A 26,818-nucleotide genomic window follows, 5' to 3' on the forward strand; every position below is an offset into this window, starting at 1 on the left:
CTGAACTGGAATCACGACTGCGAGAAGCAGCCACTCCACGCATCGCCACCAAGCCCCGAACCGCTCAATTCGAAAGGAATCCCCTCATGCACTGGTTACATCTCGGCATCGCCGTCATCTTTGAAGTCGCCGTCGCCATATCGGCTGGCAGGGCGCAGGGCTTCACCCAGCCATTCTGGACCGCCGCCACGCTCATCAGCGGCGCCATCGCCACGTTTTTCCTGGGCCTCGCCCTGCTCACCTTCGACGTGGGCGTGGGATACGCGATCTGGACCTCGGTTGCCGGCGTCGGCATCGTCGTGATCGGCGCACTCTTCTTCAACCAGCGGCTCGACTGGAAGAAGGGTTTTGGCATTCTCCTCGTCATTGGCGGCGTTGTCGGCCTGCGCCTCACCGGCGCAGCATAGTGCAACGGAGAGCCCTTCCCTCACTCGCCGGTTTGGCGCGCCTGCCGCTCCGCCCATCGCCTCAAGGAACCTTCCCCATGACCACCCACACCAAAACCACGGGCAACGCCCGCGCCTGGATCATGCTGCTGCTGGCCGGCGCATTCGAGATCGGCTACGCCCTCAGCGTCGGCGGCAGTCAGGCCTTCACGGTCCCGTCCTGGTCGATCGCTGCCATCATCTTCTTCCTGCTGACGCTCTATTTTCTGAGCGCGGCTCTCAAGACCATTGATGTCGGCATCGGCTATGCGGTCTGGGCCGGCATTGGCGCGGTCGGCGCCGCAACCTTCGGCAGCCTGCTTCTCGACCAGCCGCTCACGATCGGCCAGATCGGCTGGCTCGCCGTCATCATCGGCGGCGTGGTCTGGCTCAAGCTCGCTGACAGTCCCAGATTTGCCGGCGAACAGACCGCCGCAGGCTGATCATCGGTCCGAAAGCCCCGCGGCGCGCTCCGCCGCGGGCGCTTCGCTTCCCGAAACGCCCCGCCAAAGCCAAGGGAAGCGCATATCGAAGGGAGAGCGGCTTGAAACGGATTTTGCATGCGCATACATCTGCTTCACCGTCAGAAAACCGCCCGCAGGAGACCAAGCCATGCCCAGTTCAAGCGATGCCTGGCTCCGCCTGGTCCACACCGTCAGCACTGTGGAAAGCGATATCGCCCGCATGCTGACGAGCAAGCACGGCATTGGCCTTTCCGAATACCGCGCGCTTCAGGCGCTGGCGAAGGCCCCGGATCGCGAACTGCGCATGCAGGATCTGGCGACCCATCTTCAGCTGAATCAGAGTTCGATTTCCCGCATGGTGGAGCGCATGGAGCGGTCCGGCCTGACGGTTCGCGACGTCTGCGCAGACGACAAGCGTGGCGTCTTCTCCGTCATCACCGAAAAGGGTGAGGCGCGGCTCGAAGAGGCCCGGGCCGATTACGAAACCGCACTCGCCAGCGCCCTGAAGGAAAGCGGCCTTGAAGGCATGCTTGCCGCAATACCCGCCAGATAGCCGCGCCTACCCCTCAGGCCGCTCTCGTCTACCCGCCCCCTAGATCACCTTGTGCGGGTTCATGATGCCAGCCGGGTCGAATGCTGCCTTCACCCGGCGCATCAGCTCCGTGGCGATAGCCGGCTGCGTGGCGACGAGTTCGTCGCGCTTCATGCGCCCGATGCCATGCTCCGCCGAGAAGGAACCGTTCAGATCGCGCACAATGGCGTGGATGGCGTCGTTCATCTCGCGGTAGAGCGCCAGATAGGCCTGCTTGTCGCCGCCCTCCGGCTGCGAAATATTGTAGTGCAGATTGCCGTCGCCCATATGGCCGAAACAGACCACGCGGCAGCCCGGCGCGACCTTCTGTGCGGCAGGCCCTGCCCGCTCGATGAATGCGGGAATGTCCGAGACCGGCACCGAAATGTCGTGCTTGATGGAACCGCCCTCGGGCTTCTGCGCCTCCGACATGGACTCGCGCAGATGGCGGAAAGCATTGGCCTGCCCTTCGTTCTGGGCAATGGCCGCGTCGACCACCAGCCCTTCCTCGAAGGCGACGGTCAGGATCTCTTCCATCAGCTCCTTGGCGTCGTCGGCGGAGCGGCCGGACGAAATCTCGATCATCACATACCAGGGATGCGCCTCTTCCAGCGGATCGACAGCGCCGGGCACATGCGCCAGCGTGAACGCCAGCGGCGTGCGCTCGATGAGTTCGAATGCCGTGAGCCCGTTGCCGGCGCGGTCATTGGCCATCTCGAAAAAGCGCAGCGCATCGGCTGGCGAAGGCAGCGCCGCCCAGGCCAGTTCCCGCCCCTTGGGCATGGGGAAGAGCTTCACCACCGCCGCAGTGATAACGCCGAGCGTGCCCTCCCCGCCGACAAACAGGTCTTTCAGATCGTAGCCGGTGTTGTCCTTCTTGAGCTTGCGCAGATCATCGAACACCTCGCCGCTCGGCAGCACCACTTCCACGCCGAGGCAGAGGTCACGCGCCGTGCCATAGGCGAGCGCGCCCACACCGCCTGCATTGGACGAGAGATTGCCGCCGATCTGGCAGGAGCCCTGCGAGCCGAGCGACAGCGGAAACAGGCGATCCTTCTCCGCCACTTCTTCCTGCAGCACCTGCAGAACCACGCCTGCCTCCACGGTGGCCGTGTTGGACTGCAAATCGATCTCGCGGATCTGATTGAGACGCGAAAGCGAGAGAACGATCTCATTGCCATCGCCATCGGGCATCTGACCGCCCACAAGACCCGTATTGCCGCCCTGCGGCACCACCGCCGTGCCGGTTTCGCTGGCCAGCCGCAGAATGGCGCTCACCTCGTCCACGGAACCCGGGCGCAGCACAAGCGGCGTCTTGCCTCCGAAAAGGCCGCGCGGCTCCTCCTCATAGGGCGCGATCTCGTCCGGGGCGGTCAGCGCATGGCGCTCACCGACGATTTCTGAAAAGCGGGCGAGCAGTGCGGCATCGATGGTCATGGATGGATGGGTTCCTCAGGAATTGGCTGTCTCTAATTAGCTGTCACGGGGCGCGGCAGCGCGCGCCAGGCGATCATTGATGGCTTCGCCCAGCCCTTCAAGGGGCACCGGCTCCACAGCGATTGTGGCAGCGCCCGAACTGTCCAGCGCGAGAAGATGGGAGAAAAGATTGGTCGCGGCTTCCCGCAGATCTCCACTTTCGGAGAGATTGCGCAGCGAAACCGCAGTTTCCGCGCCCGCCACTCGCCGGGGACCGAAGGCCAAAAGCGCCTCACCTGGCTCCACTTGTGTCACGTTGAGCCGCATATGGGCGCTCGGCGCATAATGCGATGCGAGCATGCCCGGAGCCTGCACCCCCTTTGCTCCGCGCGCGAGCTGAAGACCGGCAACGCGTTCGATCTCTTCTGCCGCGATGCCGCCCGGCCGCAACAGCGCAATCCCGTCATCCGAAACCTTCACAATGGTGGATTCAAGCCCCACCGGGGTCGGCCCGCCATCCACGATCAGCGGAATGCGCGCGCCCAGATCGGCCGCAACGGCCTGCGCCGTGGTGCCGCTGATGCGCCCGGATGTGTTGGCGCTGGGAGCTGCGACAGGCCGGTCCAGCGCCGCAATCACGCGCGCGCCGAACCCTCTGGGGCAGCGCAGCGCAATCGTGTCGAGCCCCGCTGTCACCAGTGGATGAATGCCCGATCCCGCGCGGTGCGGCAGAACCAGTGTCAGCGGCCCCGGCCAGAACGCATCGGCCAGCCTGCGCGCAAGCGGATTAAAATCGGCGATACGTTCGGCCATCGCGATGTCCGCCACATGGGCGATCAGCGGATTGAACTGCGGGCGCCCCTTGGTTTCATAGATGCGCGCCACCGCCTCGCCATTGGTGGCGTCGGCGGCCAGCCCGTAAACCGTTTCCGTGGGGATGGCGATGGCCGCTCCCTCACGCAAAAATTCGACCGCCCGCGACAGGGCTTCACTCTCCGGCAGGATATCAGCCAAGCACCAGATCCTCATAAAAATCCCTCTGCTGAGTATCGCGCCTGCCCATGACGGGCAAGTTCGCCGGCAAGCGAGTTTGCTGAATCTTAAGGGATTTCGCGTTTGAGTGGTCCGGCGAAATGAAATACGCGCCATAAACCGCCAATGACTGGGGGAGAAGAATGCGATCAGGGCTCATGAAGCCACTGCTTGTCACCATGCTGCTTGTCGCGGCTGGCGACGTTCGCGCTTCATCCCTTCTTGAGCTGAAATCCGAAGATCATCTGCACCAGCATTCGACCATCGCGCTCAAGGAGCTTGCGCTGGAAGAACGGCAGCCCGCACCGGATACGCCACCGCTCTCCTATCCCGGCCCTGCCCTGAGCGCCATGCCGGAAATAGCGCCCCACCACCTCTCCCCTTCCATGCTCGACATCGGCGCGCCCGCGCATTCGCTTGGGCCGGCGACAGGCGAAACCACGTCTTCCATTCAGCAGAGACCGCGCCAGTTGCCAAGGGTGATCCGCGGCGGCGAGACCGGTCCGGCTGCCCCGCGCTCTGCTTCCGCACCTCGAAAGTCGGAACAGGCCACGCCAGCTGTGCCAGAGCGCCGGCACAAGGCAAAACGGCGCGCCGGGACGAAAGCAGACAACGGGCCTGCCGCAGCACCTCCATCCGCAGCGCCACCTTCCGGTCAGCCCCTCGGCCGCCCCGAATAGTTCCTGCCATCAGGCTGTCAGGATGGGTTTTTAAGCCCGGCTTGACGTTGCGCGCGCCGCAACGCACCCTCCGCGCAACATTGTTCGGAGAAATTTCCCATGCTGACCTTCATGAAAATCCTGCATTTTTTCGGCCTCATGCTGGGGGCTGCCGGCGGCATGGGGGGCATGATGGTGGCCATCCAGGCCAAACGCTCCGATGGCGCACCGCCGCAGGGCCTTCTGGCGCTGCGACCGCGCTTCACCCTCATCACGCTGATCGGCGTCGTGCTCCTGTGGCTCACCGGCCTGTGGATGTGGCTCGTCCAGTATGACGGCGCATTGATGAGCACCGCCTTCGTCCTAAAGCTTCTGGCGGCAGGTTTCATTCTGGTGGTCGCGATTCTCGGCTTTGTGGCCGTGAAGCGCGCCTCGCCCGGCACGCCCCCGCCCGCCTATCTGCAGAAGCTCGGGCCGCTGGCAGGCCTCGCCTCCTATCTGGCAGTGGCGCTGGCGGTTTACGTCTTCGCCTAAAGAACAGGGCCGGAAAGCGAAATCCGCTTCCCGGCCCCATGTTCAATCATCTCTCATGCGCCCGAACGGGGCGCAGCGATCCTCTTACCCGGTGATCCGGGAGAAGTCGGCCACCTGGGCCGTCGCGCTGCGAATGCGGGCGAGCAGCGCCAGGCGGTTTGCCCGCACGGCCTCGTCATCCGCATTGACCATCACCCCGTCAAGGAAGGCGTCGACCGGCTGGCGCAGCGCCGAAAGGAAGGACAGCGCCTTCACATAGTCATTCTCCGCGATGGCTTCGCCGGCGAAGCGCTCCTGCTCTTCAAGACTGTCGAACAGCGCCCGCTCCTCATCCGTTGCAAAAAGGCCCGCATCCACCGTATCGGCGATGGTCGTGCCCTTCTTCTCCGCATCAGCGACGATGTTTGCCGCGCGCTTTGCACCGGCCAGAAGGTTTTCGCCATCGGTGGTGGCGAGGAATTCCGACAGTGCTTCCACGCGGCGCACGATCAGAAGCAGATCGTCGCTGTCTTCCGAGATCACCGCGTCGATCAGATCGTAGCGCGCGCCCTGATCGCGCAGATAAACCTTCAAACGGTCATGGAAGAAGGAGAGCAGATCGTCGGCGCGGTCGTTCAGCCCCGCCGCCCATGTCGCGGCGTTGCGCTCCACATTCGCCCGCTCGTCTTCCGCGATCTGCTGCAGGATCACCTTCAGCGAATCCGGGCTCAACTGACCGCCAATCTCCATGACCTTCGCCAGGAACTGGCTGGCCGCGTGGCCGTAAAGCGTGCGGAAATGCTCCAGCCAGACCGGGTTCGCAGCCTCGATGAGCGACAGATCGACCTTGTTCTCGATGATGATGCGGATCACGCCCAGCGCCGCACGGCGCAGCGCATAGGGATCTTTTGAGCCCGTCGGCTTTTCGTCGATGGTCCAGAAGCCCGTGAGCACGTCCAGCTTGTCGGCCAGCGCCACCGCGACGGAGACCGGATCGGTCGGCACGGCGTCGTTGGGTCCCTGCGGCTTGTAATGATCCTCAATGGCCGCCGCCACCGCATCGCTCTCGCCCTGAAGGCCCGCATATTTGCGGCCCATGAAGCCCTGCAGCTCCGGGAACTCGCCCACAACTTCGGTCTGGAGATCGGCCTTGGCCAGATGCGCCGCGCGCACGGCCTCTGCCGGATCGGCCCCCACCAGCGGCGCAATTCCCTCCGCCAGCGCCGCAATGCGCGCCACGCGCTCGCCCTGCGTGCCGAGCTTGGCATGGAAAGTCACGCCCAGATGGTCGAGCCGCGCCATGCGCTGGTCGAGCGGCTTTGCCAGATCAAGCCCGAACTTCTTGGCCGAGGCCTCAAGCTTGCCGAGATCCGGCAGGTCCGCCTGGTCGGTCTTCCAGAAATAGAGTGCATCGGAAAGTCGCGCCCGCACCACCTTGCCATTGCCATAGGCGATTTCCCTGCCGCCGTCCTTCGCCTCGATGTTCGAGGTGATGACGAAGCGGTTGGAAAGCGTGTCCGTCTCGCCCTGCGGGCGGCAGACAAAGCACTTCTGGTTGGCGCGGATGGTCAGCCGGATAACCTCCGGCGGGATCGTCAGATAGTCTTCCTCGAATTCGCCCAGCAGCACCACGGGCCATTCCACGAGGCCCGAAACCTCTTCCAGAAGCCCCTCGTCTTCCACCAGCTCAAGCCGGTTGGCGAAAGCGAGATTGCGCGCGTCATCGAGAATGATGCGCTTGCGGCGGTCGGGATCGAGCACGACCTTCGCCGCTTCCAGCTTCTCCGCGTAATCCTCGAAACGACGCACCGTGATGGCGTCCGGCGCATGGAAGCGGTGGCCATGGGTCACATTGCCGGCGCGAATGCCGTCGATCTCGAAATCGACCACCACCGGCTCCTCGGTCTCCGGACCGAAGGTGCACAGGATGGACTGAAGCGGCCGCACCCAGCGCAGGCTGCCGGGCTTTGCAGAAGCCGCACCCCAGCGCATGGATTTCGGCCATGGGAAATTGCGGATGATGCCCGGCATGATGTCGGCGACGATCTCTTCGGCCGCGCGGCCCTTCTTCTGGATCACCGCAACGTAGAAATCGCCCTTCTTGGGGTCGGTCTGAACCTCGGCCTCATCGATGGAGGAAAGCCCTGCGCCACGCAGAAAGCCCTGGATCGCCTTTTCCGGCGCATCCGTGCGCGGGCCCTTGCGCTCCTCGCGCACATCCTTCGAGCGGGCGGTCACGCCGCGAATGTCGAGCGTCAGCCGGCGCGGCGTCCAGTATTCGGTCGCCGCCTCATAGGTGAGACCGGCATCCACGAGACCGTCTGTCACCAGCTTCTTCAGATCGCCGGCAGCCTTGCGCTGCATGCGGGCGGGAATTTCCTCGGAGCGGAGTTCGAGAAGAAGATCGGGCATTTGGGATCTCTGAAAAGCGGACTGTATTGGGTGCGGCAATAGCAACTCCGCCCGCCAATGTCACCCGCCACGACCCGGGAATGAACCTTTTCGTGCCGCAGCGCGACTGACCTGCATCAGTTCACACCCCGGACGAAGACAATGACAACCGCCTCAACGCTCCTGCATTCAATCGCGCTCAGCGCCTGCCTGACCATTCAGGCCGTGCCCGGCAGCAGCGAACGCCCCTCCGGCATACGCCGCGCCCTGCAGACCCTTTCGACACAGCAAACGGAGCTCTGCGCCATGGCCGCTCCGGCCGATGCCGCGCATCTTGCAGGCCTGATCGACCGCGCCTGACGGTCTTTTGTCCGGACCGGTGCTCAGCTCATGTCGACAGGCGTCATCCAGCCAATCACCGCGCCACCCGGCTGGCGCAGAATGGCAATGCGGCCAACACCCGGCACATCGAAGGGCTCGCGCATCACCGATGCGCCGCCTGCCTTCGCTTTCTCAAGGGCGGCATCCACGTCATCCACCGAGAGATAGGACATCCAGTATTCCGGAACGCCGTCGAAATCCGGACCGGCCATGGTGAACATGCCACCCACCGGCGTTTCGCCAACCATGGCGATCCAGTAGGTCTGCCCGTTGCCCATGTCCATGTCGTCAAAGGTCCAGCCCACCGCATCCGCGTAGAAGCTTTTCATCTTCTCCGCGTCGCGGGTCATCAGTTCGTTCCAGTGGAAATGGCCATGCTGCGTCATGATCTCCTCCGTTGGCCCAAATGAAAAAGGGGCGCATCCATGATACGCCCCGCTTCATCATTCGCCAAAGGAGATTGATCAGGCCGCTGCCTTCTCCGCGCCGCCGGCATCGGTGAGCAGGAAGGCCTCACCGCAGGCCTTGGCCAGCTCGCGCACGCGCAGAATGTAGCTCTGGCGCTCCGTCACAGAGATCACGCCGCGCGCATCGAGCAGGTTGAAAACATGGCTCGCCTTGATGCACTGATCATAGGCCGGGAACACGCATTTGTGCAGATTGCCCGCTTCCGCCGGCGCACCCGCCTCCAGGATCGCACGGCACTCGGCCTCCGCGTCCTTGAAGTGCTGGAACAGAATGTCCGTGTCGGCATATTCGAAGTTGAAGCGCGAATATTCCTGCTCGGCCTGCAGGAACACGTCGCCATAGGTCACCTTGGCGTCGCCTTCCAGGCCGTTGAAATTGAGGTCGTAGACATTGTCCACGCCCTGCACATACATGGCCAGCCGCTCCAGACCATAGGTCAGCTCGCCGGCAACAGGCGCGCATTCAATGCCGCAGACCTGCTGAAAATAGGTGAACTGCGACACTTCCATGCCGTCGCACCAGCACTCCCAGCCAAGGCCCCATGCGCCAAGCGTCGGGCTTTCCCAGTCGTCTTCCACGAAGCGCACATCATGCGTCGCCATGTCGAGGCCGATGGCCTCCAGCGAGCCGAGATAGAGCTCCTGCAGGTTGGACGGGTTCGGCTTCAGGATGACCTGATACTGATAATAGTGCTGCAGCCGGTTCGGGTTTTCGCCATAGCGGCCATCCGCCGGGCGGCGCGAAGGCTGCACATAGGCCGCGTTCCACGGCTTCGGACCGAGCGAGCGCAGCGTCGTGGCCGGGTGAAACGTGCCCGCGCCCACTTCCATGTCGTAGGGCTGCAGGATGACGCAGCCATGCGAGGCCCAGTAATTGTGCAGGGTCAGAATGAGGCCCTGAAACGAGCGCGTGGGGTGCGTGTTGGGCAGGTCGGTGCTGGGGGCGTTCACAATGCTTCTCCGGGTGGATTCCGGGCTTCTCCGGGGTGGATGCCGGCTCGTCCTATTCCGCGCCCCGGCAAGCGTCAAGGCGCGGAAGACACGAACTCAGTCCGGGAGCCGGATTTCCTGCCCTGCCCTGAGCAGATCGGGATTGCTCTTGAGCGCCGGATTGACCGCCAGAATGTCACGGAACCGCTCGCCATCGCCAAGCTGGTCGACAGCGATGGACCAGAGCGTCTCACCGGGCTTGATGGTGTACATCGCACCACCTGTCGCAGCCTTCTGCGGCGTTTCGGGAGCCTTCTCCTCGCTCTCGGGCTCTGCTTCCGGTTCCACCGTTTCAGGCGCAGGGGCCGTATTGGGCGCAGCCTCGGCTGTGGCGCTCTCGTCGGTTTTCACCGCGTCCGCCGGTGAAACCTCGGCAAGGCGCTTCCCGTCTTCTTCCGGCAGCCCTTCCTTGAGCTTCTTCTCCACCTCGGTCAGCAGGTCCGGCTCGGGATCGAGATCGCGCGCATGCGCCCACTGATAGGTGGCTTCGAGCTTGCGGCCCGTGCGCCAGTAGGCGTCACCCAGATGGTCGTTGAGCACCGGATCTTCCGGCCGCAGCGCCACCGCGCGTTCCAGCTCACTTGCCGCTTCTTCATAACGGCCAAGCCGGTAATGCGCCCAGCCAAGCGAATCGACGATGTAGCCATCATTGGGGCGCAGCTCGACCGCGCGCTCGATGAGCTTCATCCCCTCTTCCAGCTTCATGTTCATGTCGACCCAGGAATAGCCCAGATAGTTCAGAACCTGCGGCTGGTCGGGATAAAGCTCCAGCGCCTTGAAGAAATTCGGCTCCGCCTTCTCCCACTCTTTCAACCGCTCATAGGCGATGCCGCGCTGGTAGAAGAGGCTCCAGTCCTCGCGTTCCGGCTCTTCGACACGCGCGACCGCGCGGTCATAGACCTTCGCCGCCGATGCATAATCCTTCTGCACCGCATAGACGCGGCCCAGCGCCAGATAGGCGCGAATGTCGTCGGGGTCCTGCTCGATTGCCGTGTTGAGGAAGGTCTCCGCCTCTTCATGGCGGTCGAGATCAGCCAGGTTCAGACCGGTCTGCAGTTCCGCAAGACGCCGCCAGGGCGACCCGTCGCCGATCCGCTCATAGAAGGCGATGGCCTTTTCCGGCTCGCTCTGCTGCTCGGCGAGCGAAGCAAGCTGGATCAGAATGTCGTCATTGTCGGGCGTGAGCACCAGCGCATAGTTCAGATAGAGCTTTACGAAGGGCTCGCCGCCGCCGCGATTGAGCGCGGTCGCGATGTTGAGGAGAATTTCGGCAGCACCCGCGCGCGCATCGGCCACCGGCACGACAACCTCTTCGCCGGCCTCGATGTTTTCACGCAGAATGGTCGTCGCAGCGCGGCCCGTAATATAGGTCTCGCCCTTGTCGAGCGCGGCGAGCGCCTTTTCCTTCTCGCCACGCGAGGCGAGCCATGCGGCATAGGTTTCAGCCGCGCGCATATAGGTGTCCGGACCGGCGGATGCCGACGCCACGTCGCTCAGCAAAGCGTCGAAGGCCTTCTCCGCCTCCTCGTTCATGCCGCTCTGCATCTTGATCAGCGCATCATGATAGGTGCTGAACAGACGATACCACTCCGGCCCTTCCAGCTCGTCCAGCGCCTTCAGCGCCTCGTCGGAATTGCCTTCGCCCACCTTGCTCCATGAAGACATGATGGAGGTGATCAGCCGATCGAGATCCGATTCCAGAACCAGCTTCAGCCAGTCTCCGGCCTCTTCGTATTTTTCATTGCGCAGTGCATCCACCGCAAGGCCGAGGCGCGAAAAGCGCTCGATCTCGGGCACGGATTTGAGCGAACGCATATGCGGAAGCGCCGCCTCGAAGCGGCCTTCCGAAACCAGCGAGAGAAGCAGGCTCTGCTGGATCACCTGATTGTCGGGTTCAAAGGAAAGCGCGCGCTCGTAATAATCGATGGCGCTGTCGAGATCGTTGTCGGCTTCCGCCGCCCTGGCGGCAAGGAACGCGCCGGAGAAGGAGGAGATCGAGATCAGATCGTTATCGTCCACCCCGCCTTCCTTGGCAGACCCCGCCTGGGGCGCAAGAGCGAGAAATCCCGCCAGACCAACCGTTGCCAACAGTCTCGAGTTGATGCGCTTTCTCATTTACCGTCCCGCTGCATGCTGCCCTCGTCTCTTGTTCCTCCGCCAAAGCGAAGACGCTGGGAATCCCTTCCCGTCTTGCAGACAAGCATGGCCTTTTTGCGGAAGCGCTTCAACGTCAAGAATTACTTTAGGTCACCCGGCTGATGCAGAAGTCGATCACATCAAGGAGCGCGTCTTTCTGCGGTGTATTCTCCAGCGGCGCGAGCGCATCGCGGGCGATTTCGCCAAAATGGCGCGCCCGGCCGATCGTGTCGCCGATCGCACCGTGTTTCTGCATCAGGGTCATTGCCTTTTCCAGCGCCGCATCATCGCACTGGTTGTCCTCGATGGCGCTCTTCCAGAAGGCGCGCTCTTCGGGGCTGCCACGGCGATAGCTCAGGATCACCGGCAGGGTCACCTTGCCCTCGCGGAAGTCGTCGCCGACATTCTTGCCGAGGTCCGAACTCTTGCCGCCATAATCCAGCGCATCGTCGACCAGCTGGAAGGCAAGGCCGAGATTGGTGCCGTAAGAGCGTAATGCGGCGCGGTCGTTGCGGGTCGCGCCTGCGACCACGGGGCCGACTTCCGCCGCTGCCGAGAACAGGGCAGCCGTCTTCGCCTTGATGACCGCGAGATAGTCGTCCTCGGTCGTATCCAGGTTCTTGGCGACGCTGAGCTGCAGCACTTCGCCCTCGGCAATCACTGAAGCGGCGGTCGACAGGATGTCGAGTGCCTCAAGCGAGCCGACTTCAACCATCATGCGGAACGCCTGACCGAGCAGGAAGTCGCCCACCAGAACGCTTGCCTGGTTGCCCCAGATCATGCGCGCGGTCTTGCGGCCACGGCGCAGGTCGCTTTCATCCACCACATCGTCGTGCAAAAGCGTTGCCGTGTGCATGAACTCGACGCTGGTGGCGAGCTTCACATGTCCCTCGCCCGAATAGCCGAACATCTGGGCTGCGGCGAGCGTCACCATCGGACGCAGGCGCTTGCCACCGGAATCGATCAGGTGCTTTGCAAGTTCGGGGATGAGTTCCACATCCGAGCCCGCTTTGGAGAGAATCAGCTCGTTTACACGCGCCATCTCGTCGGCGGTCAGCTCCATGAGGCTGGCGACGGAGGCGGCGCCGCGCTTGCCGTCAAGATTCAATACTACACCCACAGATGGTCCTCCAATTGCGGCAGGGCCGGAACTTCTTAGCCGGAACTCATAAACGTTCAACGCAATCTAGTTCCCCCTGCCCCACGGGAGCAAGCGGCGAATGCGCGCGGGGTAACCCCGGTTATTCACGAAGTCGTTTACAGCCGTGGCGCAAACTGTCAACGTCGCACCATGTTCGAGCTTGTCCGCACCAACGATCCCGTCGTCATTTCCTTCGTCCAGAGCCTGCTGCGCGATGCGGGCATTGCCTGTTTCGTCGCCGACCAGAACATGAGCATTCTGGAAGGGTCGCTCGGCATCTTGCCAAAGCGCATCCTGATAGACGAGGAAGACCGTCAGGCGGCCCATCAGCTGCTTGAGGATGCGGGCATAGAACACGAGATGCGCAGCAGCGACAGAGACAATGACTGACACGGTTCCCGACGCGGCCTGCAGCGTCGATTCTTTCCATCGGGACGCTTTCCGTCTGGTCCAGCCCGTGCGGCGCGGCCATCGCGCCGGCGTGGACGCGATGCTGGTGGCGTCCGCGCTTCCGGGCAGTTTCAGCGGTGCGGTCGCAGATCTGGGCGCGGGCGCAGGCGCTGCCGGCTTTGCCGTGGCCGCCCGCTGCCCGCAGACGCGCATCACCCTTGTCGAAAACGCGCCTGAAATGGCTGATTTCGCCCGCCGCAGCATCGCTCTTGCGCAAAACAGCGCCCTTGCCACCCGTATCTCCGTGCTCGAAGCCGACGTGACGCTGACTGGAACGGCCCGTGAAGCCGCAGGTCTTGGCCGCAATGCGTTTTCCGGCGTCGTCATGAACCCGCCTTTCAACAGCGCCAGCGACCGCGCCACGCCCGATGCGCTGAAGCGGGCGGCGCATGTGATGGCCGACGATCTGTTCGAGACATGGCTGCGCACCGCCGCCGCCATCACCGCGCCCGGCGGGCTTCTGGCGCTGATCGCGCGCCCTGCCTCGCTGGCCGCAATTCTTGCCGCGCTGGAGGGCCGTTTCGGCGGCGCGCGCATCGTGCCGGTGCATGGACGGGCCGAAAGCCCCGCGATCCGCATTCTGATTCGCGCCCGGAAGGGAAACCGCGCCGGCCTCACGCTGGAGCCGCCGCTTGTCCTGCGCGACCGCGACGACCAGGTAACAGAACGCGCCGAGGCGCTGACCAATGGCCAGGCGGCGCTTTTTGGTGATTGAGCGCGCTTCGCCATTGCACGGCCCGCGCAAATGCCTACATGCTTTTGAGCTGTAATCCCTGTCATCTGGAGCAACAGAGCCCTTGCGACGCTTCTTCAGCCGTCTTCTTCCCAAAAGCCTGCGCGGCAATACGGTCACCATTCCCGTGATCCGGCTTTCCGGCGCAATCATGCCGTCGAGCAGCGCCTTTCGCCAGAACCTTTCTCTGGCGACCACGGCCGCAGTGATCGAGCGCGCCTTTTCCATGCCGGATGCGCCGGCCGTCGCCATTTCGCTGAATTCGCCGGGCGGCTCGCCCGTGCAGTCCCGCCTGATCTTTCGCCGCATCCGCGATCTCGCGACGGAGAAGGACAAGAAGGTCTTCGTCTTTGTTGAAGATGTGGCGGCCTCCGGCGGCTACATGATCGCCATTGCCGGCGACGAGATCATCGTCGATCCCTCCTCCATCGTCGGCTCCATTGGCGTCGTCTCCGCCGGTTTCGGCTTCCCGGAGATGCTCAAGAAGATCGGCGTCGAGCGGCGCGTGCACACGGCCGGCCAGAACAAGGCGATCCTCGATCCCTTCCAGCCGGAGAAGAAGGAAGACGTGGAGCGCCTCAAATCGCTCCAGCTCGAAATCCACGACACGTTCATCAATCTGGTGAAAGAACGCCGTGGCGCAAAGCTCGCCGAGGATGGCGATCTCTTCACCGGCGCATTCTGGACCGGCGAAAGCGCCCTGAAACTGGGGCTTGTGGACGGCATCGGCGACATGCGCTCGGTGCTCAAGGAACGCTATGGCGAAAAGACCAAGCTCGCCCTCATCACCCAGCCGCGTGGCCTGTTCGGCCGCAAGATTGGCATTGCCGGCAGCGCCGGCGGCCTGCCCGATCTCGGGGCGGCCTTTGCCGGCAACGCAGCCTCCGGTCTTCTGGAAGCAGCAGAGGAACAGGCGCTGTGGCGTCGCTACGGGCTTTGACCCGGCGCCGCGCCGGATCAAAGCGTCCTTTGTGCGTCCGAATGGATGCGCTAAACTCGGTGGCATGAAACCGGAGGATCGACAATGCCCCAACTGATCTTCTTCGCCGCAGTCGGCGTTGTGGCCTATGTGGGCTATCGCAAATTCGTCCGCGAGGCCGAACGCGTGACCGCAAAAGCCCGCCGCGCCCGCAAGGAAGCGGCCAATGGCAGCATGGGAACACTGGTGTACGATCCCAAGACGGGCGAATATCGCGTTCCCAAAGACTAGAGAATTCATGCAGATAGAGCATCGGGATAACTGAAAACCGGTTTCCACGTTTTCGGTCCGGTGCTCCCTCCATCTTCAAGGTCAGGACCCGGCCCCTCACATGTCCCCACACGGCAGCATGATCGCGCCCGCCAAGGTGAATCTGGCACTGCATGTCGTCGGAAGACGCGCGGACGGGTTTCATCTGCTCGATACGCTGGTGGCCTTCACCGGCGATGGTGATCTTCTGGAAGTGGAAGACGGCGCGGAAGACGATTTCTTCGTATCGGGCCATTACGCCGCCCATGTGCCCATCGGGTCCGGCAATCTCGTCACCCGCGCCCGCGATCTCCTGCGCGAGACCTTCGGCGGCGATGCGCGCGCGCCGGTGCGGCTCCATCTGGAAAAGAACCTGCCCGTTGCATCGGGCGTTGGCGGCGGCTCCGCCGATGCGGCCGCAGCCCTGCGTCTGCTCGCCCGCCACTGGGACCTCGCCATAAACGAGACCGATCTCATCCGCCTTGGCCTCCGGCTTGGGGCCGACGTGCCCATGTGCCTTGCCGCCAAACCCCTCATCGCGCGCGGCATCGGTGAGGCTCTGGAAACGCTCCCCGCCTTCCCCGCCCTGCCGCTCGTTCTGGTAAACCCCAACATTCCGCTCTCAACGCCTGAAGTCTTTTCAGCGCTTGAGCGGCGCGACAACGCTCCCCTTCCCGCCCTTGAGGACCTGCCCGACGCCGCAACGGCCGTCCGCTGGCTGGATGGCGCGCGCAACGATCTGGAAATGCCGGCGCGCCGCCTCGTGCCCCAGATCGAAGATGGTCTTGGCGCTCTCAGGCGGGCCGGCGCGCTGACCGCGCGCATGTCGGGCTCTGGCGCCACCTGTTTCGGAATTTTCTCATCAGCGGATGCGGCAGCGCGCGCCCGGCGCGCCCTTGCCTGCGAACATCCCGAATGGTTCGTCCTTGAAACCGAAACCCTTGCAGCGGAGCAGCCAGATGCCGACCACGCCCACCCGTGAATTCATCCCCGTGCGCTTCGCCGTGCTCACCGTCTCGGACACGCGCGGGCTCGAAGATGACCGCTCCGGCCAGACGCTTGCCGAACGCATCGAGGAGGCGGGCCACACGCTCACCGACCGCAGGATCGTTGCCGACGATGTCGAGGCCATCCGCATGGCCGTCAAACTCTGGTGCGCCGATGCCGGCATTGATGCCGTCATCACCACCGGCGGCACCGGCTTCACTGGCCGCGACGTAACGCCCGAAGCGCTCGAACCGCTGTTCGACAAGCGCATGGATGGCTTTTCGCATGTCTTCCACCGCATCTCCTTCGAGAAAATCGGCACCTCCACCATCCAGTCGCGCGCAACCGCAGGCCTGATCGACCAGACCTTCGTTTTCGCCCTGCCCGGCTCCACGGGCGCCTGCCGCGATGCCTGGGACGGCATCCTCAGGGACCAGTTCGACTACCGCCACATGCCCTGCAATTTCGTGGAAATCATGCCGCGACTTGCCGAACATCTGAAGCGCGGCGGCGGCAAGTCCGCCTGAGCGGCACCCCACTTCTTCAAAAACCTGTTTCAAGCCAGGCTGGCATCCACATGGATGCTGGTTCCTGACGCCTGTGGATAAACACGGCTGTGCCGTTCCCCGATTAAAGTTCTTGCTTTGTTCTCATTTGTTCGATAGGAATAGATTCATCGGCAGCGATGCTGATTCCGCTTTCCGCCAGTTCCCGCGTTCCAGAAAGCCGGCCACATCGCCCAGGCATGGAGTGACCCATGGAACAGATGACCAGAGCAGATACGGCCGCCTTCAATGGCGGTGGCGCCGCGGTGGCCAACACGGTGATCGACCGGTCCGGCATCCGCATCGATGTCGAACGCCGGCGCGGTCGTGCCGCAGGCATCAACCCGTCGGGACGTTACGAGCCGGTGTCGCGGCATGTCTTCGATGATGGCTGGGGTTCCATTGAGGAACTGCCGCCCTTCAAGACCGAAGTGCAGGTGGAAAAGCCGCGCACCATCATCACACGCAACAGCTCGCCGGACATTTCCTTCGACCGGTCCATCAATCCGTATCGCGGCTGCGAGCATGGCTGCGTCTACTGCTTCGCACGTCCCACCCACGCCTATATGGGGCTTTCGGCCGGGCTCGACTTCGAGGCAAAACTGTTTGCCAAGCCGGATGCCGCCCGCCTTCTGGAGCGTGAGATTGCAAAGCCCGGCTATGAGCCGCGCACCATCGCCATCGGCACCAACACCGACCCCTACCAGCCCATCGAGAAGAAATACCGCATCATGCGCGAGATTCTCGAAGTGCTGGAGGCGCACAAACATCCGGTCGGCATCGTCACCAAGTCTGCGCTCGTCATGCGCGACATGGACATCCTCTCCCGCATGGCCGGGCAGGGGCTGGCCAAGGTCGCACTCTCCGTCACCACGCTCGACCGCAAGCTGGCGCGCACCATGGAGCCGCGCGCCGCCACCCCGTCGCGCCGGCTGGAAACGGTGCGCGCGCTGACGGAGGCAGGCATCCCCACCTCCGTGATGATGGGCCCCGTCATTCCCGGCCTCACCGATTGCGAGATCGAGCGCATTCTGGAATCGGCAGCGACCGCCGGCGCGCGTGAGGCGGGTTACATCATCCTGCGCCTGCCGCTGGAGGTGAGCCCCATCTTCAAGGAATGGCTGCTGCGCCATGCGCCTGATCGTTATCGCCATGTCGTTTCGCTGATCCGCTCCATGCGTGGCGGAAAGGATTACGACGCCCAGTGGGGCAAGCGGATGAAAGGTGCCGGCCCCTATGCCTGGCAGATCGGTCGCCGGTTCGAGATCGCCGCCAAACGGCTTGGCCTCAATCAGGAGAAGCGCCGGCTGAGGAGCGACCTCTTCACCCCGCCCACACCGGGAGGCGAGCAGCTCATGCTTCTCTAGGTTCCCTTGCGTCCATTGCAGCGCCACCGGACCCGCCTCCCCACATGAACACCGCCGCGCTCCGGCGCGGCGCAGAGATCCCGTCAGGCTTTGCATCCCCGTGGGCCGACGGAAGCTTCCCGGCTTTTCCGCCCCTTGCGCCGGGAAGACCTTGCGGAGAATCGGAACCGATGCGAGCATCGCCGCACCATGGCTCGTACGCGTTCCGATTCTCCCACTCTCTTCGACCTCCCCGTTCGTCCCGATTTCCAGATGGAAGCGGCACTCATGCGCGAAGGCATGGCGCCTGTCGCCGGTCTGGATGAGGCCGGCCGCGGCCCGCTTGCCGGTCCCGTGGTGGCCGCCGCCGTCATTCTGGATGGCAACCGGCTGCCCGAAGGGCTGGACGATTCCAAGCGTCTCTCCGCCGAGGCGCGCGACCGTCTCTATGAGAACATTCTGGACATGGCGGTCAGCGTGTCCGTCGCCTCTCTTTGCGCGACCAGCATCGACGAAACCAACATTCTGCGCGCGAGCCTTGAGGCCATGCGCCGTGCGACTGCCGGTCTCTGCGTAACGCCGCTCTTTGCCCTTGCAGACGGGCGCGATGTACCGCCTGGCCTCTGCTGCCCGGCACGCGCCGTCGTCAAGGGCGATCAGCGCAGCCAGTCCATCGCCGCAGCCTCCATCATCGCCAAGGTCACACGCGACCGCATGATGGGCCGGGCAAGCGAAATCGCCCCGCCATATGGTTTCGAGGCCCATATGGGTTATGGCACCAAACGGCACCGCACGGCGATCACCGAGCACGGTGCAGTGCTTCGCCTGCACCGCATGACCTTTGCGCCGCTGCGCGATCTAAACGCGCCCTCACCGTCCTTAGAGAGGCGAGACGCCTATCAGCCACTCATGGAGCCCGGCGACAAAAATTCCGTAGATCGCGAGCCCGCCTAAAACCGCCACTGCATCCCCGGCCCACCCGGCGGGAACCTTCGCAGACGAACTGGCGGGACGCGCAAGCGCCGAACGCCAGTCTATGACCGCCCACACCAGAAAACCGCCGAACAGGATCACATCGGCCAGCGTGCCGTTCGCCATCAGATGCGCCAGCGCCCAGAGGATGGTCGCCACCAGCATGGGATGCCCCACTGCCGCCCTGATGCGGCTCGGCACAAAGGCGGCAATCAGCAGCGGAAAGACCGGCAGAAGCACGAGCAGCGCCACATGCCGCAGCGCAAGCGGCGGCGCATAAACCAAACCCGGGTCCATGCGCGCCAGCCCATACCCCCAGACGATGAGCGCAAAGCCTGCGAGCGATACTGCCGTATAGGGCAACAGCCAGGCGTTTTTGCCCCGCTCCGCCATCACCCGGGCGCGCATCTCCGGCGCAACGATCCGCAGCGAATGCACTGCGAGGAAAAGCACCAGTCCAGCCACCAGCACGGTCATGCGTATCTCCGTTTGCGCATCTCAGTTCAGTTAGATACTATAACCAAAATTATTATCTGTAACGGACAATATGAAACCTGCCGACGATATCCCCACGCTGACCCGCAAGGAGATGCAGCGCGCCGCCACATTCCGCGAGATTCACGACATCGCCCGCGCCCTGCTGGTCGAGCAGGGCAGCGCTGCCGTCACCATCAACGCGATCGCCCGCCGCATGGGCATGAGCGGCCCTGCCCTCTACCGCTACCACCCGAGCCAGGCGGCCCTCATCGAGGCGCTCCGCAGGGAGTTCTTCAACGAGCTGGTGGCGCATATGCGTCAGGCCGCATCACTGCCACATGCCGACACGCCTGCGCGCCGTCTCGGGGCCACATGCCGCGCCCTGCGGCGCTGGGCGCTTGATCATTCGGCCGAGTTCGGTTGGCTGTTTGCAAGCCCGGTGGAGACGAAGGGCGATGCCGCCGCGCCCCTCTACGATGACGCGGCAAGCTGCGGTGCATTTGGAGAGGTGTTTCTCGAACAGGTTGCCGAGATATGGGAGACGCAGCGTTTCCCCATTCCGAACCTCGACGACATGCCCCCCGTTCAGGTGGAGCAACTCATCGCCTTCAGCGAGAAGAACGGGAACATCCTGCCGCCCGACGCGGCGCATGTTTTTCTAAAATGCTGGATCCGCCTCTATGGGCATCTGTGCATGGAAGTGTTCGGGCAGATGGCCTTCGCCTATACGGACATGGAGCCAGCCTTCGAGGAATGCCTGAGCGAGCTCTGTACGCTTCTGGACGTGCCCTATGAGCCCGCGCCCGCGTGATGCATTTACTGCCTGTAAGCCGGTGAGAGCGCACGGCTTGTGAAGGCATCCGCTTCCCGCACCTGCCCGACCGGAAAGCGCTCCACCGCCCTTCAGAATTCCGCACAAACAAAAACGCCGCCGGAAACCGGCGGCGTTTTTGAGATTTCGTCTGGAAAAGCCGATCAGTTCAGCTTCGCCTTAACGTCCTGAAGCGAAGCCTTGAAGAGATCGCCACTGGTCTTGGCGTCCACCTTGTCGGCCAGAACGGCGCGAGCTGCTTCCACGGCCAGATCGACGGCGCTTGCGCGCACTTCGTTGACCGCATCCACTTCAGCCTGCTCGATCTTCTGTTCGGCCAGAGCGGTCCGGCGGGCGACATACTCGTCCGTCTTCTGCTTGGCTTCCTTGACGATCAGCTCGGCCTCGTGCTTGGCGGCGCTGACGATGTCCTGCGCCTCCTGCTCGGCTTCCTGCCGCTTGCGCTGGTATTCGGCGAGCAGCTGCTGCGCGTCTTCACGCAGCTTGCGCGCTTCGTCCAGCTCGTTGCGGATGCGCTCGGCGCGTCCGTCGAGCGCGCCGTTGATCATCCCCGGCACCTTGAAGTAGGCAAGAACGCCCAGGAAGATGATCAGGGCAATAAACGCCCAGAATGTCGCGTCCATGGCCTTCTCCTACTGCTTGACGGCCTTGACGGCAGCTTTCGCTGCAGTCGTGTCGAGCCGGCCGCCGACCAGTTCCTGAACGATGGATGCCGCCGTGTCTTCAGCGATGGCGCCCACGTCCTTCATGGCCGTTTCCTTGATCGAAGCAATGCGCTCCTCGGCTTTGGCGAGCTTGGCATCGAGATCCTTCTCGATCTGCTGACGCTCGGCGTCCGCTTCCACCTTTGCGGCGTCGCGGGCTTCCTGACCGATGACATTGGCTTTCTTGCGAGCGTCGGCGAGTTCCTGCTCATAGGCAGCAACAGCCTGATCCGCCTCTTCCTTCATCCGCGCAGCCTGGTCGAGGTCCTGGGCAATGCGGTCACGCCGCACTTCCAGAATGCCGCCGATACGCGGCAGCACAACGCGCTTGAGGAACAGGTAGAACAGCCCGAAAGTGATCGCCAGCCACAGAATCTGCGACGGGAATGTGGACGAATCGAAGGGCGGGAAGCCAGCTTCGTGAGCGCCTTCCGACGCCACGCCGGTTTCCGAATGGGTCGCTTCCGCGGCGTCCTGCGCCGAGGCTGCGAATGCCGATGCCACAAACATTGTCTACCTCTCTTAAAACCGGCCGGACGCCCTTGAGCGGCCGGCCACGCACGCGAATGGCGCGCTTAGGTGAAGAGGAGGAGCAGAGCGATGAGCAGCGAGAAGATGCCGAGTGCTTCCGTCACGGCGAAGCCGAAGATCAGGCGGCCGAACTGACCGTCTGCTGCCGACGGGTTGCGCAGTGCGCCCGAGAGGTAGCTGCCGAAGATGTTGCCGAGGCCGAGTGCTGCACCAGCCATGCCGAGACAGGCGATACCGGCGCCAATAGCCTTTGCTGCTTCTACTTCCATTTTGAAACTCCTTGTAATCGCGGATTTGCGTGTTTTCTTCAGACTTGGCGGAAGACCGCCGGTGAAACCTGTTTTCCTCTACCCGCCCTTTCAGGGCCGGAACGAAGCCAGTCGTTGGAACCTCTTGATCAGTGGCCGGGATGGACGGCGTCGTTCAGATACATGCAGGTCAGGACGGCAAAGACGTAGGCCTGCATGAAGGCGACGAGGAACTCGAGGCCGGTAATCGCAACCGTCATGATGAGCGGCAGCACGGCACCGGCGGCTCCGGCAACGCCGAACGCACTCAACGAAGTGACGAAGCCGGCGAATACCTTGAGCGTGATGTGACCGGCCAGCATGTTGGCGAACAGACGAACCGAAAGGCTGACGGGGCGCGAAAGGAACGAGACAATCTCGATCAGCACCACCAGCGGAACGACAACAGCGGGAACCCCCTGTGGCACGAACAGCTTGAGGAAGCCGAAACCGTGTTTCAGGAAGCCGTATACGACCACGGTACCGATCACCAGAAGCGCAAGCGCAAAGGTGACGATGATGTGGCTGGTCACGGTGAAGAAATATGGGAACAGGCCAAGCAGGTTGGCCATCAGGACGAACATGAAGATGGAGAACACGAACGGGAAGAACCGCATCCCGTGCGATCCTGCCGAATCTCTCAACATGGACGCCACGAATTCGTAGGACATCTCCGAGATCGACTGCAGCCGGCCGGGCACCAGGCCGCGGCTGGAGGTCGTCAGGAAGAGAAATGCGCCGGCGGCAACCACCGTCGCAACCATGAAGGCGGAGGAGTTGGTAAAGGAGAAATCCAGTCCGCCGACCTCAATCGGAATCCATTTGGAGATCTGGAACTGATGGATCGGATCGTTGGCCACCTGGACCCCCTCGCTTCTATAATGGCGCTCTTGCGCCGTTCACTTCTTCTCGGGATCCTGCCCGCTCTGCGACGAGCGAACCCCGAATTCAGCAATTTGTCCTGACGAACGCAGGACATTAAGAACCCCTGCCCCAAAACCGAGGAGCAGGAAAATGATAAGCCCCCAGGGCGACGTTCCGGCAAAATGGTCGATGCCCCATCCAAGAGCAGCGCCGACACCAACGCCGGCAATGAACTCGCTGGATAGTCTGAGCGCCTGTCCGACGCCCGCCATATCGCCCTTCGTCTTCCCCTCGTCGCCGTCCCGCGATTCCGGCCGTTTTTCTGCGAGTGCCTTCTCCAGATCCGCGCGCCGGCGTTCCAATTCGTCCGGCTGATCCTTGTTGGCCACCGCAATCTCCGTACCGGGTTTGCTGGTCAGCGGCTATCCGCTTGAAAGTCGCGCGCAACATAGTGAGCGCCCTCGCCCCAGTCAAGCCGCTGTTGCAGCCATTCACAAAGGCGAAAAGGCATTCAAAAACAATGCGATGATTTGCTGCGACAATGCGCGCAGCGCCAAATGGCGCGCTGAGAACGGGAATCGCGGCGGGTCATCGGTAAATTCCGCCCGCCGCGCGCCCCCGTTTGAAAGGCCGGATCAGTTCCAGCCGCCGCCATAAGTGCGGTAGAAAATGTGCTGCCCGATCTTTTTCATGCGCTGCATCGCGCCCGCCCAGCGGGGGTGCACATAGGTCGCGTGGTAATGGGTGGAGGAGCCAACCTCCGGCAGCCAGATCTTGCCGGCCGTCGTCGCCATCGCCACGTCCTGCGCGGTCTTGAAGTGGCCCGGGCTCTTCACCCGGTCACGAATGCCGTCGCAGGCGAAGGAAAACTGGCAGCGATTGCGCCATTTCTCGTTCTGATAGACCACGCCACAAATGCTGTTCGGATAGGTGGGATTGCGCACGCGGTTCAAGATGACCTGCGCAACGGCGGCCTGTCCCTCGACCGATTCTCCGCGCGCCTCGAAATAGATGCCGGCAGCCAGACACTGCTGCTCGCGGTCCGAAAACACTTCGGCAGGCAGCGGGCTGCGCGCCCATGGATGATCCTTGGCGCTGACCGGCGGAATGAAGCGGCCACCCTGCGGCTCTTCCTCACGCAGAATGCTGGCGAAGGGCGAGGCCTTCGCATAGTCCGGCTCCGGCGGCGCGTAGGCGGTCGCCAGAATGTCGGCGCGGTCATTGTTGACCAGCGCCGCAATCGCCCGCGGCATGTCCGGATCGGCCCTCTTGTCACGCTTCATGTAAAAGGCGGAGGCGATGCGCACCTCTTCGCCCTGAATGTCCGGCTTCACGAAAGCCATCAGCTTCTGGTCGGCCTTCGGTTTCTCGAGAAGGAAGCTGGTTTTCTCAAAAATCGTGCCCGCCTCGAACAGGCGCGGCGGCTGAACCGGCATCACCTGCACCAGACGGCCGGTCTTGTCGGCGCGGTTGATGCGCGCCTCGTCCGGCGTCGTGCCGGTGAAACCCTTCTTGCCGCGAAACGCCACCGCGCCAATGCCAGGTGCAGCGATGCCCGAGCCGGAAATGCTGCCCGTCTTCAGATCGCCGTCAATGAAAGGCATCTCGGCCTGATGAATGGAACCGGCTACCGATTTCTCCAGATAGGCGGCCCAGCGCGGCGCCGCACTCTCCTCTCCAGAAACCAGCCCGGCTATGTCCTGATGTGCGACCACGCCCGGAAAGCCGATCCAGAACCCCAGCGCCACCACTGCCGGCGCGAGAAGCGAACGTGATTCTCCATCCGCTTTACGCGGTACATTTCCTGTCCGACGAAGCACCCACACTCTCCGCTACGCAACTCGACCCAATTGCAAAAACCATAATTGGTTAACCTTGATCACTGGTTAACGCGGTCGAATGCGTGCCCGCAGGCAGGCACAGGCAGCCAAGAAAAAACGGGCCCTGCCATGCAGAGCCCGTTCAAAAACCTTGTGATGTGGCGTCACACCACTCTTAACGACGCTTCTTCGCCCGCCCCGCATAGGGGTTGTCGGAGGTGCGCAGCGCCATGCGGATCGGCACGCCATGGAGGTTGAAGGTCTCGCGCAGACCATTCACCAGATAGCGCACATAGGATTGCGGCATCGCCTCTGGACGCGAGCACGAGACCACAAAGCCCGGCGGACGCGTCTTGATCTGCGTGATGTACTTCACCTTCAGGCGGCGGCCTGCAACGGCCGGCGGCGGGTGCTGCGTGGTCGCGCCTTCGAGCCAGCGGTTGAGCCGGCCGGTGGAGATGCGGCTGTTCCAGGTGCGGTGCGTCTTCTCGACGGCTTCCATCAGCTTGTCGAAGCCACGCCCCGTCTCTGCCGAGATCGGCACGGCCTGAAGCCCGCGCACCTGCGGCAACAGCCGCTCGGTCTTTTCGCGCAGTTCGGCCAGCGTTTCCTGCCGGTCCTCGATCAGGTCCCACTTGTTGAACGCGATGACCGGCGCACGGCCCTCACGCATGATCAGATCGGCGATCTGCAGATCCTGCTTCTCGAAGGGAATGGTCGCGTCGAACACCACGATCACCACTTCGGCGAAGCGCACGGCCCTCAGGCCATCAGCGACGGAAAGCTTTTCCAGCTTTTCCTGCACGCGCGCCTTGCGGCGCATGCCTGCCGTATCGAACAGCTTGATCTTGCGGTCGCGCCACTGCCAGTCGACAGAGATCGAATCGCGCGTGATGCCGGCTTCCGGCCCCGTCAGCATGCGATCTTCGCCCAGAAGTGCGTTGATGAGCGTCGACTTGCCCACATTGGGTCGCCCGACAATGGCGATCCGCAGCGGCTTGGAGGTGTCGTAATGCGCCTCCTCTTCCGAATCGGGCTCGATGTCCTCGCCGACCGCAATTTCGTCCGTCGTGACGATGATGTCTTCCGGCTCTTCAGCCAGCGCCACGTCTTCGCCAAGGCCCTCAACGATGGCGTCGCGCAGGTCGGACATGCCCAGACCATGCTCCGCCGAAATCTCGACCGGATCGCCAAGCCCGAGTTCCCAGGAATCGAGAACGCCGCTGCGGGCGGCATTCACGTCCATCTTGTTGGCGACCAGCACCACCGGTTTGCCGCGGCGGCGCAGAAGATTGGCGAAGGTCGCATCGTCCGGCATCACGCCGACGCGCGCATCGATCATGAACAGCGCAATGTCTGCTTCCTCGATCGCCTGCTCCGTCTGAACGCGCATGCGCCCTTCCAGCGTCGGCGCAGCGGCGCTCTCCAGCCCCGCCGTATCGATCACCTCGAAACGAAGATCCTGCAGGCGCGCAGGATGCGAACGCCGGTCGCGCGTGACGCCGGGCGTGTCATCGACAATGGCCAGACGACGCCCGGCGAGCCGGTTGAACAGCGTCGACTTGCCGACATTGGGTCGGCCGATGATTGCAAGCTTGAAAGCCATAGAGTTACACCGGTTACGGCTATTCAGCCGGGCCTGAGCCGAGAATCAGTTCCACCATCATTTCGGCGCGCTGACGCGTGTTGCGCGGCGCGGCTGCATCGCCCGAAATCTGCTGGAAAAGCGTCAGCGCATCGTCGCGCTTGCCTTCCTTCCAGGCTGCCAGACCGAGCGCCTCGCGCGCCGTGTGGCGCAGCGCGTTGCCGTCGGCCGTCAGCGTCTCGACGCGGGCTGCAACATCCGCATAGGAACCATGGTCAACCAGAATCAGGCCGGCCCGCAGCCTTGCCGTATCGGCAATGACGTCGGTCACCGACTTGTCGGCGGCAATCTCGTCGAATGCGGCGACCGCACCATCGGCGTCGCCGTCAGCCGCCAGAACCGTGGCTGCACGCATGCGCGCCAGAAGCGGATAGGAGCCATAGCCGCTTCCCTCGAGTTCTTCGAATGCGGCCAGCGCCTCTGCGGTTTCACCCTGACGCGCCAGATCGAGCGCCTGCGAGAACGCGTCACCCGATGCATTGGCCTGCGAAGAGGTCCAGCGCTCATAGCCCACATAGCCGGCGGTAGCGACCACGAGCAACACGGCCGCACCAATGGCGACCGGGCCAAATCGACGCCAAAGCGACTTGAACTGATCCTGGCGGAGCTCTTCGTTGACTTCGCGAATAAAACTGTCGTCGGACATATGCGACCCATGTTTAGCGGGATGTCCCGCAATGTTCCCGGTTTCGGGCTTTTTAGACTAAATTTGTCGCCATGGAAGGGGGCGAGCGCGATTCCACCTCATTCTGTTGATTTCCGGCCTTTTCATGGCGTCTTGTTTCAACAGGTCTTTGCCTTCCAAACTCGG

The 26,818-nt window shown here is 63.2% G+C and carries 31 protein-coding genes; 15 read left to right on the forward strand and 16 right to left on the reverse strand.

Annotated features, from left to right (window positions below; translation table 11 throughout):
- Nucleotides 1–86 precede the first annotated feature (86 nt).
- The 3 genes from ACRTG1_RS17670 (at nt 87) to ACRTG1_RS17680 (ending at nt 1,442) form a co-directional block, all read left to right on the forward strand.
- Nucleotides 87–407, forward strand: coding sequence for a DMT family transporter (locus ACRTG1_RS17670; protein WP_432516743.1), 321 nt, complete (start codon nt 87–89; stop codon nt 405–407).
- Between the two features lie 77 nt (nt 408–484).
- Complete coding sequence (locus tag ACRTG1_RS17675; RefSeq protein WP_432516744.1) at nt 485–868, forward strand: DMT family transporter; 384 nt, start codon at nt 485–487, stop codon at nt 866–868.
- A 169-nt stretch (nt 869–1,037) separates the two neighbouring features.
- Nucleotides 1,038–1,442 carry a MarR family winged helix-turn-helix transcriptional regulator gene (locus ACRTG1_RS17680; RefSeq protein WP_297563066.1) on the forward strand — a complete coding sequence of 135 codons (405 nt, stop codon included), beginning with the start codon at nt 1,038–1,040 and terminating at the stop codon, nt 1,440–1,442.
- 39 nt (nt 1,443–1,481) lie between these two features.
- Here ACRTG1_RS17680 and ACRTG1_RS17685 read toward each other — a convergent pair whose 3' ends face one another.
- Nucleotides 1,482–2,897, reverse strand: coding sequence for an FAD-binding oxidoreductase (locus ACRTG1_RS17685; RefSeq protein WP_283799249.1), 1,416 nt, complete (start codon nt 2,895–2,897; stop codon nt 1,482–1,484).
- Nucleotides 2,898–2,933: 36 nt separating this feature from the next.
- Nucleotides 2,934–3,890, reverse strand: a complete 957-nt coding sequence (locus ACRTG1_RS17690) for an L-threonylcarbamoyladenylate synthase (protein WP_432516745.1) — start codon at nt 3,888–3,890, stop codon at nt 2,934–2,936.
- 176 nt (nt 3,891–4,066) lie between these two features.
- On the opposite strand from ACRTG1_RS17690, the gene ACRTG1_RS17695 reads away from it, so the two are divergent.
- Nucleotides 4,067–4,588, forward strand: coding sequence for a hypothetical protein (locus tag ACRTG1_RS17695; RefSeq protein ID WP_432516746.1), 522 nt, complete (start codon nt 4,067–4,069; stop codon nt 4,586–4,588).
- A 99-nt stretch (nt 4,589–4,687) separates the two neighbouring features.
- Entirely contained in the window at nt 4,688–5,101 is a 414-nt protein-coding gene (locus ACRTG1_RS17700) for a hypothetical protein (RefSeq protein WP_206545831.1), read from the forward strand.
- 84 nt (nt 5,102–5,185) lie between these two features.
- Here ACRTG1_RS17700 and glyS read toward each other — a convergent pair whose 3' ends face one another.
- Complete coding sequence (gene glyS, locus ACRTG1_RS17705; RefSeq protein WP_432516747.1) at nt 5,186–7,492, reverse strand: glycine--tRNA ligase subunit beta; 2,307 nt, start codon at nt 7,490–7,492, stop codon at nt 5,186–5,188.
- Between the two features lie 141 nt (nt 7,493–7,633).
- Here glyS and ACRTG1_RS17710 point away from each other — a divergent pair, with 141 nt between their 5' ends.
- Complete coding sequence (locus tag ACRTG1_RS17710) at nt 7,634–7,831, forward strand: hypothetical protein (protein ID WP_206547231.1); 198 nt, start codon at nt 7,634–7,636, stop codon at nt 7,829–7,831.
- Between the two features lie 23 nt (nt 7,832–7,854).
- Here ACRTG1_RS17710 and ACRTG1_RS17715 read toward each other — a convergent pair whose 3' ends face one another.
- The 4 genes from ACRTG1_RS17715 to ACRTG1_RS17730 all read right to left on the reverse strand — a co-directional run bounded on the left by ACRTG1_RS17715 (nt 7,855) and on the right by ACRTG1_RS17730 (nt 12,565).
- Nucleotides 7,855–8,238: a VOC family protein gene (locus tag ACRTG1_RS17715; RefSeq protein WP_206545828.1), complete on the reverse strand. Its 384-nt coding sequence runs from the start codon at nt 8,236–8,238 to the stop codon at nt 7,855–7,857.
- A 78-nt stretch (nt 8,239–8,316) separates the two neighbouring features.
- Complete coding sequence (locus ACRTG1_RS17720; RefSeq protein WP_204360896.1) at nt 8,317–9,249, reverse strand: glycine--tRNA ligase subunit alpha; 933 nt, start codon at nt 9,247–9,249, stop codon at nt 8,317–8,319.
- Between the two features lie 117 nt (nt 9,250–9,366).
- Nucleotides 9,367–11,424 (reverse strand): tetratricopeptide repeat protein, encoded by a 2,058-nt coding sequence (locus tag ACRTG1_RS17725; RefSeq protein ID WP_432516748.1) that lies wholly within the window; start codon nt 11,422–11,424, stop codon nt 9,367–9,369.
- Nucleotides 11,425–11,551: 127 nt separating this feature from the next.
- On the reverse strand, nt 11,552–12,565 hold the full coding sequence (locus tag ACRTG1_RS17730) for a polyprenyl synthetase family protein (RefSeq protein ID WP_432516749.1): 1,014 nt from the start codon (nt 12,563–12,565) through the stop codon (nt 11,552–11,554).
- A gap of 171 nt (nt 12,566–12,736) precedes the next feature.
- Between ACRTG1_RS17730 and ACRTG1_RS17735 the strand changes: the two genes are divergently transcribed.
- The 8 genes from ACRTG1_RS17735 to ACRTG1_RS17770 all read left to right on the forward strand — a co-directional run bounded on the left by ACRTG1_RS17735 (nt 12,737) and on the right by ACRTG1_RS17770 (nt 18,829).
- Nucleotides 12,737–12,976 carry a DUF2007 domain-containing protein gene (locus tag ACRTG1_RS17735; protein WP_113154493.1) on the forward strand — a complete coding sequence of 80 codons (240 nt, stop codon included), beginning with the start codon at nt 12,737–12,739 and terminating at the stop codon, nt 12,974–12,976.
- Nucleotides 12,969–13,751 (forward strand): tRNA1(Val) (adenine(37)-N6)-methyltransferase, encoded by a 783-nt coding sequence (locus ACRTG1_RS17740; protein ID WP_299936788.1) that lies wholly within the window; start codon nt 12,969–12,971, stop codon nt 13,749–13,751. Before ACRTG1_RS17735 ends, ACRTG1_RS17740 begins: the two co-directional genes overlap by 8 nt.
- A gap of 82 nt (nt 13,752–13,833) precedes the next feature.
- Entirely contained in the window at nt 13,834–14,709 is an 876-nt protein-coding gene (locus tag ACRTG1_RS17745; protein ID WP_432516750.1) for a S49 family peptidase, read from the forward strand.
- Nucleotides 14,710–14,793: 84 nt separating this feature from the next.
- Complete coding sequence (locus tag ACRTG1_RS17750) at nt 14,794–14,979, forward strand: NfeD family protein (protein WP_113154490.1); 186 nt, start codon at nt 14,794–14,796, stop codon at nt 14,977–14,979.
- 100 nt (nt 14,980–15,079) lie between these two features.
- On the forward strand, nt 15,080–15,979 hold the full coding sequence (locus ACRTG1_RS17755) for a 4-(cytidine 5'-diphospho)-2-C-methyl-D-erythritol kinase (RefSeq protein ID WP_222473838.1): 900 nt from the start codon (nt 15,080–15,082) through the stop codon (nt 15,977–15,979).
- On the forward strand, nt 15,957–16,511 hold the full coding sequence (gene moaB, locus ACRTG1_RS17760) for a molybdenum cofactor biosynthesis protein B (RefSeq protein WP_206554066.1): 555 nt from the start codon (nt 15,957–15,959) through the stop codon (nt 16,509–16,511). Before ACRTG1_RS17755 ends, moaB begins: the two co-directional genes overlap by 23 nt.
- 230 nt (nt 16,512–16,741) lie before the next feature.
- Nucleotides 16,742–17,896 (forward strand): PA0069 family radical SAM protein, encoded by a 1,155-nt coding sequence (locus tag ACRTG1_RS17765; RefSeq protein ID WP_432516751.1) that lies wholly within the window; start codon nt 16,742–16,744, stop codon nt 17,894–17,896.
- 189 nt (nt 17,897–18,085) lie between these two features.
- Nucleotides 18,086–18,829 (forward strand): ribonuclease HII, encoded by a 744-nt coding sequence (locus ACRTG1_RS17770; protein WP_432516752.1) that lies wholly within the window; start codon nt 18,086–18,088, stop codon nt 18,827–18,829.
- Here ACRTG1_RS17770 and ACRTG1_RS17775 read toward each other — a convergent pair.
- Complete coding sequence (locus tag ACRTG1_RS17775; protein WP_432516753.1) at nt 18,755–19,324, reverse strand: NnrU family protein; 570 nt, start codon at nt 19,322–19,324, stop codon at nt 18,755–18,757. The genes ACRTG1_RS17770 and ACRTG1_RS17775 overlap by 75 nt on opposite strands.
- 70 nt (nt 19,325–19,394) lie before the next feature.
- Here ACRTG1_RS17775 and ACRTG1_RS17780 point away from each other — a divergent pair, with 70 nt between their 5' ends.
- Nucleotides 19,395–20,135, forward strand: coding sequence for a TetR/AcrR family transcriptional regulator (locus tag ACRTG1_RS17780; protein ID WP_113154484.1), 741 nt, complete (start codon nt 19,395–19,397; stop codon nt 20,133–20,135).
- A 164-nt stretch (nt 20,136–20,299) separates the two neighbouring features.
- Here ACRTG1_RS17780 and ACRTG1_RS17785 read toward each other — a convergent pair whose 3' ends face one another.
- The 8 genes from ACRTG1_RS17785 to ACRTG1_RS17820 form a co-directional block, all read right to left on the reverse strand.
- Nucleotides 20,300–20,779 carry a F0F1 ATP synthase subunit B gene (locus tag ACRTG1_RS17785; RefSeq protein ID WP_113154483.1) on the reverse strand — a complete coding sequence of 160 codons (480 nt, stop codon included), beginning with the start codon at nt 20,777–20,779 and terminating at the stop codon, nt 20,300–20,302.
- A 9-nt stretch (nt 20,780–20,788) separates the two neighbouring features.
- Nucleotides 20,789–21,370, reverse strand: a complete 582-nt coding sequence (locus tag ACRTG1_RS17790; RefSeq protein WP_113154482.1) for a F0F1 ATP synthase subunit B — start codon at nt 21,368–21,370, stop codon at nt 20,789–20,791.
- 65 nt (nt 21,371–21,435) lie between these two features.
- Nucleotides 21,436–21,660, reverse strand: a complete 225-nt coding sequence (locus ACRTG1_RS17795) for a F0F1 ATP synthase subunit C (RefSeq protein WP_009451405.1) — start codon at nt 21,658–21,660, stop codon at nt 21,436–21,438.
- Nucleotides 21,661–21,788: 128 nt separating this feature from the next.
- On the reverse strand, nt 21,789–22,538 hold the full coding sequence (locus ACRTG1_RS17800; protein WP_113154481.1) for a F0F1 ATP synthase subunit A: 750 nt from the start codon (nt 22,536–22,538) through the stop codon (nt 21,789–21,791).
- Between the two features lie 39 nt (nt 22,539–22,577).
- Entirely contained in the window at nt 22,578–22,931 is a 354-nt protein-coding gene (locus ACRTG1_RS17805; RefSeq protein ID WP_113154480.1) for an AtpZ/AtpI family protein, read from the reverse strand.
- Nucleotides 22,932–23,177: 246 nt separating this feature from the next.
- Entirely contained in the window at nt 23,178–24,362 is a 1,185-nt protein-coding gene (locus ACRTG1_RS17810) for a cell wall hydrolase (RefSeq protein ID WP_113154479.1), read from the reverse strand.
- 175 nt (nt 24,363–24,537) lie between these two features.
- Nucleotides 24,538–25,968 carry a ribosome biogenesis GTPase Der gene (der, locus tag ACRTG1_RS17815; RefSeq protein ID WP_113154478.1) on the reverse strand — a complete coding sequence of 477 codons (1,431 nt, stop codon included), beginning with the start codon at nt 25,966–25,968 and terminating at the stop codon, nt 24,538–24,540.
- A 19-nt stretch (nt 25,969–25,987) separates the two neighbouring features.
- A complete protein-coding gene (locus ACRTG1_RS17820) occupies nt 25,988–26,653 on the reverse strand; it encodes a tetratricopeptide repeat protein (protein ID WP_206545816.1) in 666 nt (221 codons plus the stop codon).
- Between the last annotated feature and the right edge of the window lie 165 nt (nt 26,654–26,818).

The sequence above is a fragment of the Nitratireductor sp. PBL-C9 genome (genome assembly GCF_050877045.1).
Classification (GTDB): Bacteria; Pseudomonadota; Alphaproteobacteria; order Rhizobiales; family Rhizobiaceae; genus Nitratireductor; species Nitratireductor aquimarinus.

Coding starts and splice junctions, on each gene's coding strand:
- ACRTG1_RS17780 (WP_113154484.1), top strand. CDS start 19,395: ATGAAACCTGCCGACGATATCCCCACGCTGACCCGCAAGGAGATGCAG.
- ACRTG1_RS17735 (WP_113154493.1), top strand. CDS start 12,737: ATGTTCGAGCTTGTCCGCACCAACGATCCCGTCGTCATTTCCTTCGTC.
- ACRTG1_RS17685 (WP_283799249.1), bottom strand. CDS start 2,897: ATGACCATCGATGCCGCACTGCTCGCCCGCTTTTCAGAAATCGTCGGT.
- ACRTG1_RS17700 (WP_206545831.1), top strand. CDS start 4,688: ATGCTGACCTTCATGAAAATCCTGCATTTTTTCGGCCTCATGCTGGGG.
- ACRTG1_RS17675 (WP_432516744.1), top strand. CDS start 485: ATGACCACCCACACCAAAACCACGGGCAACGCCCGCGCCTGGATCATG.
- ACRTG1_RS17755 (WP_222473838.1), top strand. CDS start 15,080: ATGTCCCCACACGGCAGCATGATCGCGCCCGCCAAGGTGAATCTGGCA.
- ACRTG1_RS17710 (WP_206547231.1), top strand. CDS start 7,634: ATGACAACCGCCTCAACGCTCCTGCATTCAATCGCGCTCAGCGCCTGC.
- ACRTG1_RS17790 (WP_113154482.1), bottom strand. CDS start 21,370: ATGTTTGTGGCATCGGCATTCGCAGCCTCGGCGCAGGACGCCGCGGAA.
- ACRTG1_RS17725 (WP_432516748.1), bottom strand. CDS start 11,424: ATGAGAAAGCGCATCAACTCGAGACTGTTGGCAACGGTTGGTCTGGCG.
- der (WP_113154478.1), bottom strand. CDS start 25,968: ATGGCTTTCAAGCTTGCAATCATCGGCCGACCCAATGTCGGCAAGTCG.
- ACRTG1_RS17770 (WP_432516752.1), top strand. CDS start 18,086: ATGGCTCGTACGCGTTCCGATTCTCCCACTCTCTTCGACCTCCCCGTT.
- ACRTG1_RS17680 (WP_297563066.1), top strand. CDS start 1,038: ATGCCCAGTTCAAGCGATGCCTGGCTCCGCCTGGTCCACACCGTCAGC.
- ACRTG1_RS17795 (WP_009451405.1), bottom strand. CDS start 21,660: ATGGAAGTAGAAGCAGCAAAGGCTATTGGCGCCGGTATCGCCTGTCTC.
- ACRTG1_RS17670 (WP_432516743.1), top strand. CDS start 87: ATGCACTGGTTACATCTCGGCATCGCCGTCATCTTTGAAGTCGCCGTC.
- ACRTG1_RS17765 (WP_432516751.1), top strand. CDS start 16,742: ATGGAACAGATGACCAGAGCAGATACGGCCGCCTTCAATGGCGGTGGC.
- ACRTG1_RS17695 (WP_432516746.1), top strand. CDS start 4,067: ATGAAGCCACTGCTTGTCACCATGCTGCTTGTCGCGGCTGGCGACGTT.
- ACRTG1_RS17740 (WP_299936788.1), top strand. CDS start 12,969: ATGACTGACACGGTTCCCGACGCGGCCTGCAGCGTCGATTCTTTCCAT.
- ACRTG1_RS17750 (WP_113154490.1), top strand. CDS start 14,794: ATGCCCCAACTGATCTTCTTCGCCGCAGTCGGCGTTGTGGCCTATGTG.
- ACRTG1_RS17775 (WP_432516753.1), bottom strand. CDS start 19,324: ATGACCGTGCTGGTGGCTGGACTGGTGCTTTTCCTCGCAGTGCATTCG.
- ACRTG1_RS17820 (WP_206545816.1), bottom strand. CDS start 26,653: ATGTCCGACGACAGTTTTATTCGCGAAGTCAACGAAGAGCTCCGCCAG.
- moaB (WP_206554066.1), top strand. CDS start 15,957: ATGCCGACCACGCCCACCCGTGAATTCATCCCCGTGCGCTTCGCCGTG.
- glyS (WP_432516747.1), bottom strand. CDS start 7,492: ATGCCCGATCTTCTTCTCGAACTCCGCTCCGAGGAAATTCCCGCCCGC.
- ACRTG1_RS17785 (WP_113154483.1), bottom strand. CDS start 20,779: ATGGACGCGACATTCTGGGCGTTTATTGCCCTGATCATCTTCCTGGGC.
- ACRTG1_RS17715 (WP_206545828.1), bottom strand. CDS start 8,238: ATGACGCAGCATGGCCATTTCCACTGGAACGAACTGATGACCCGCGAC.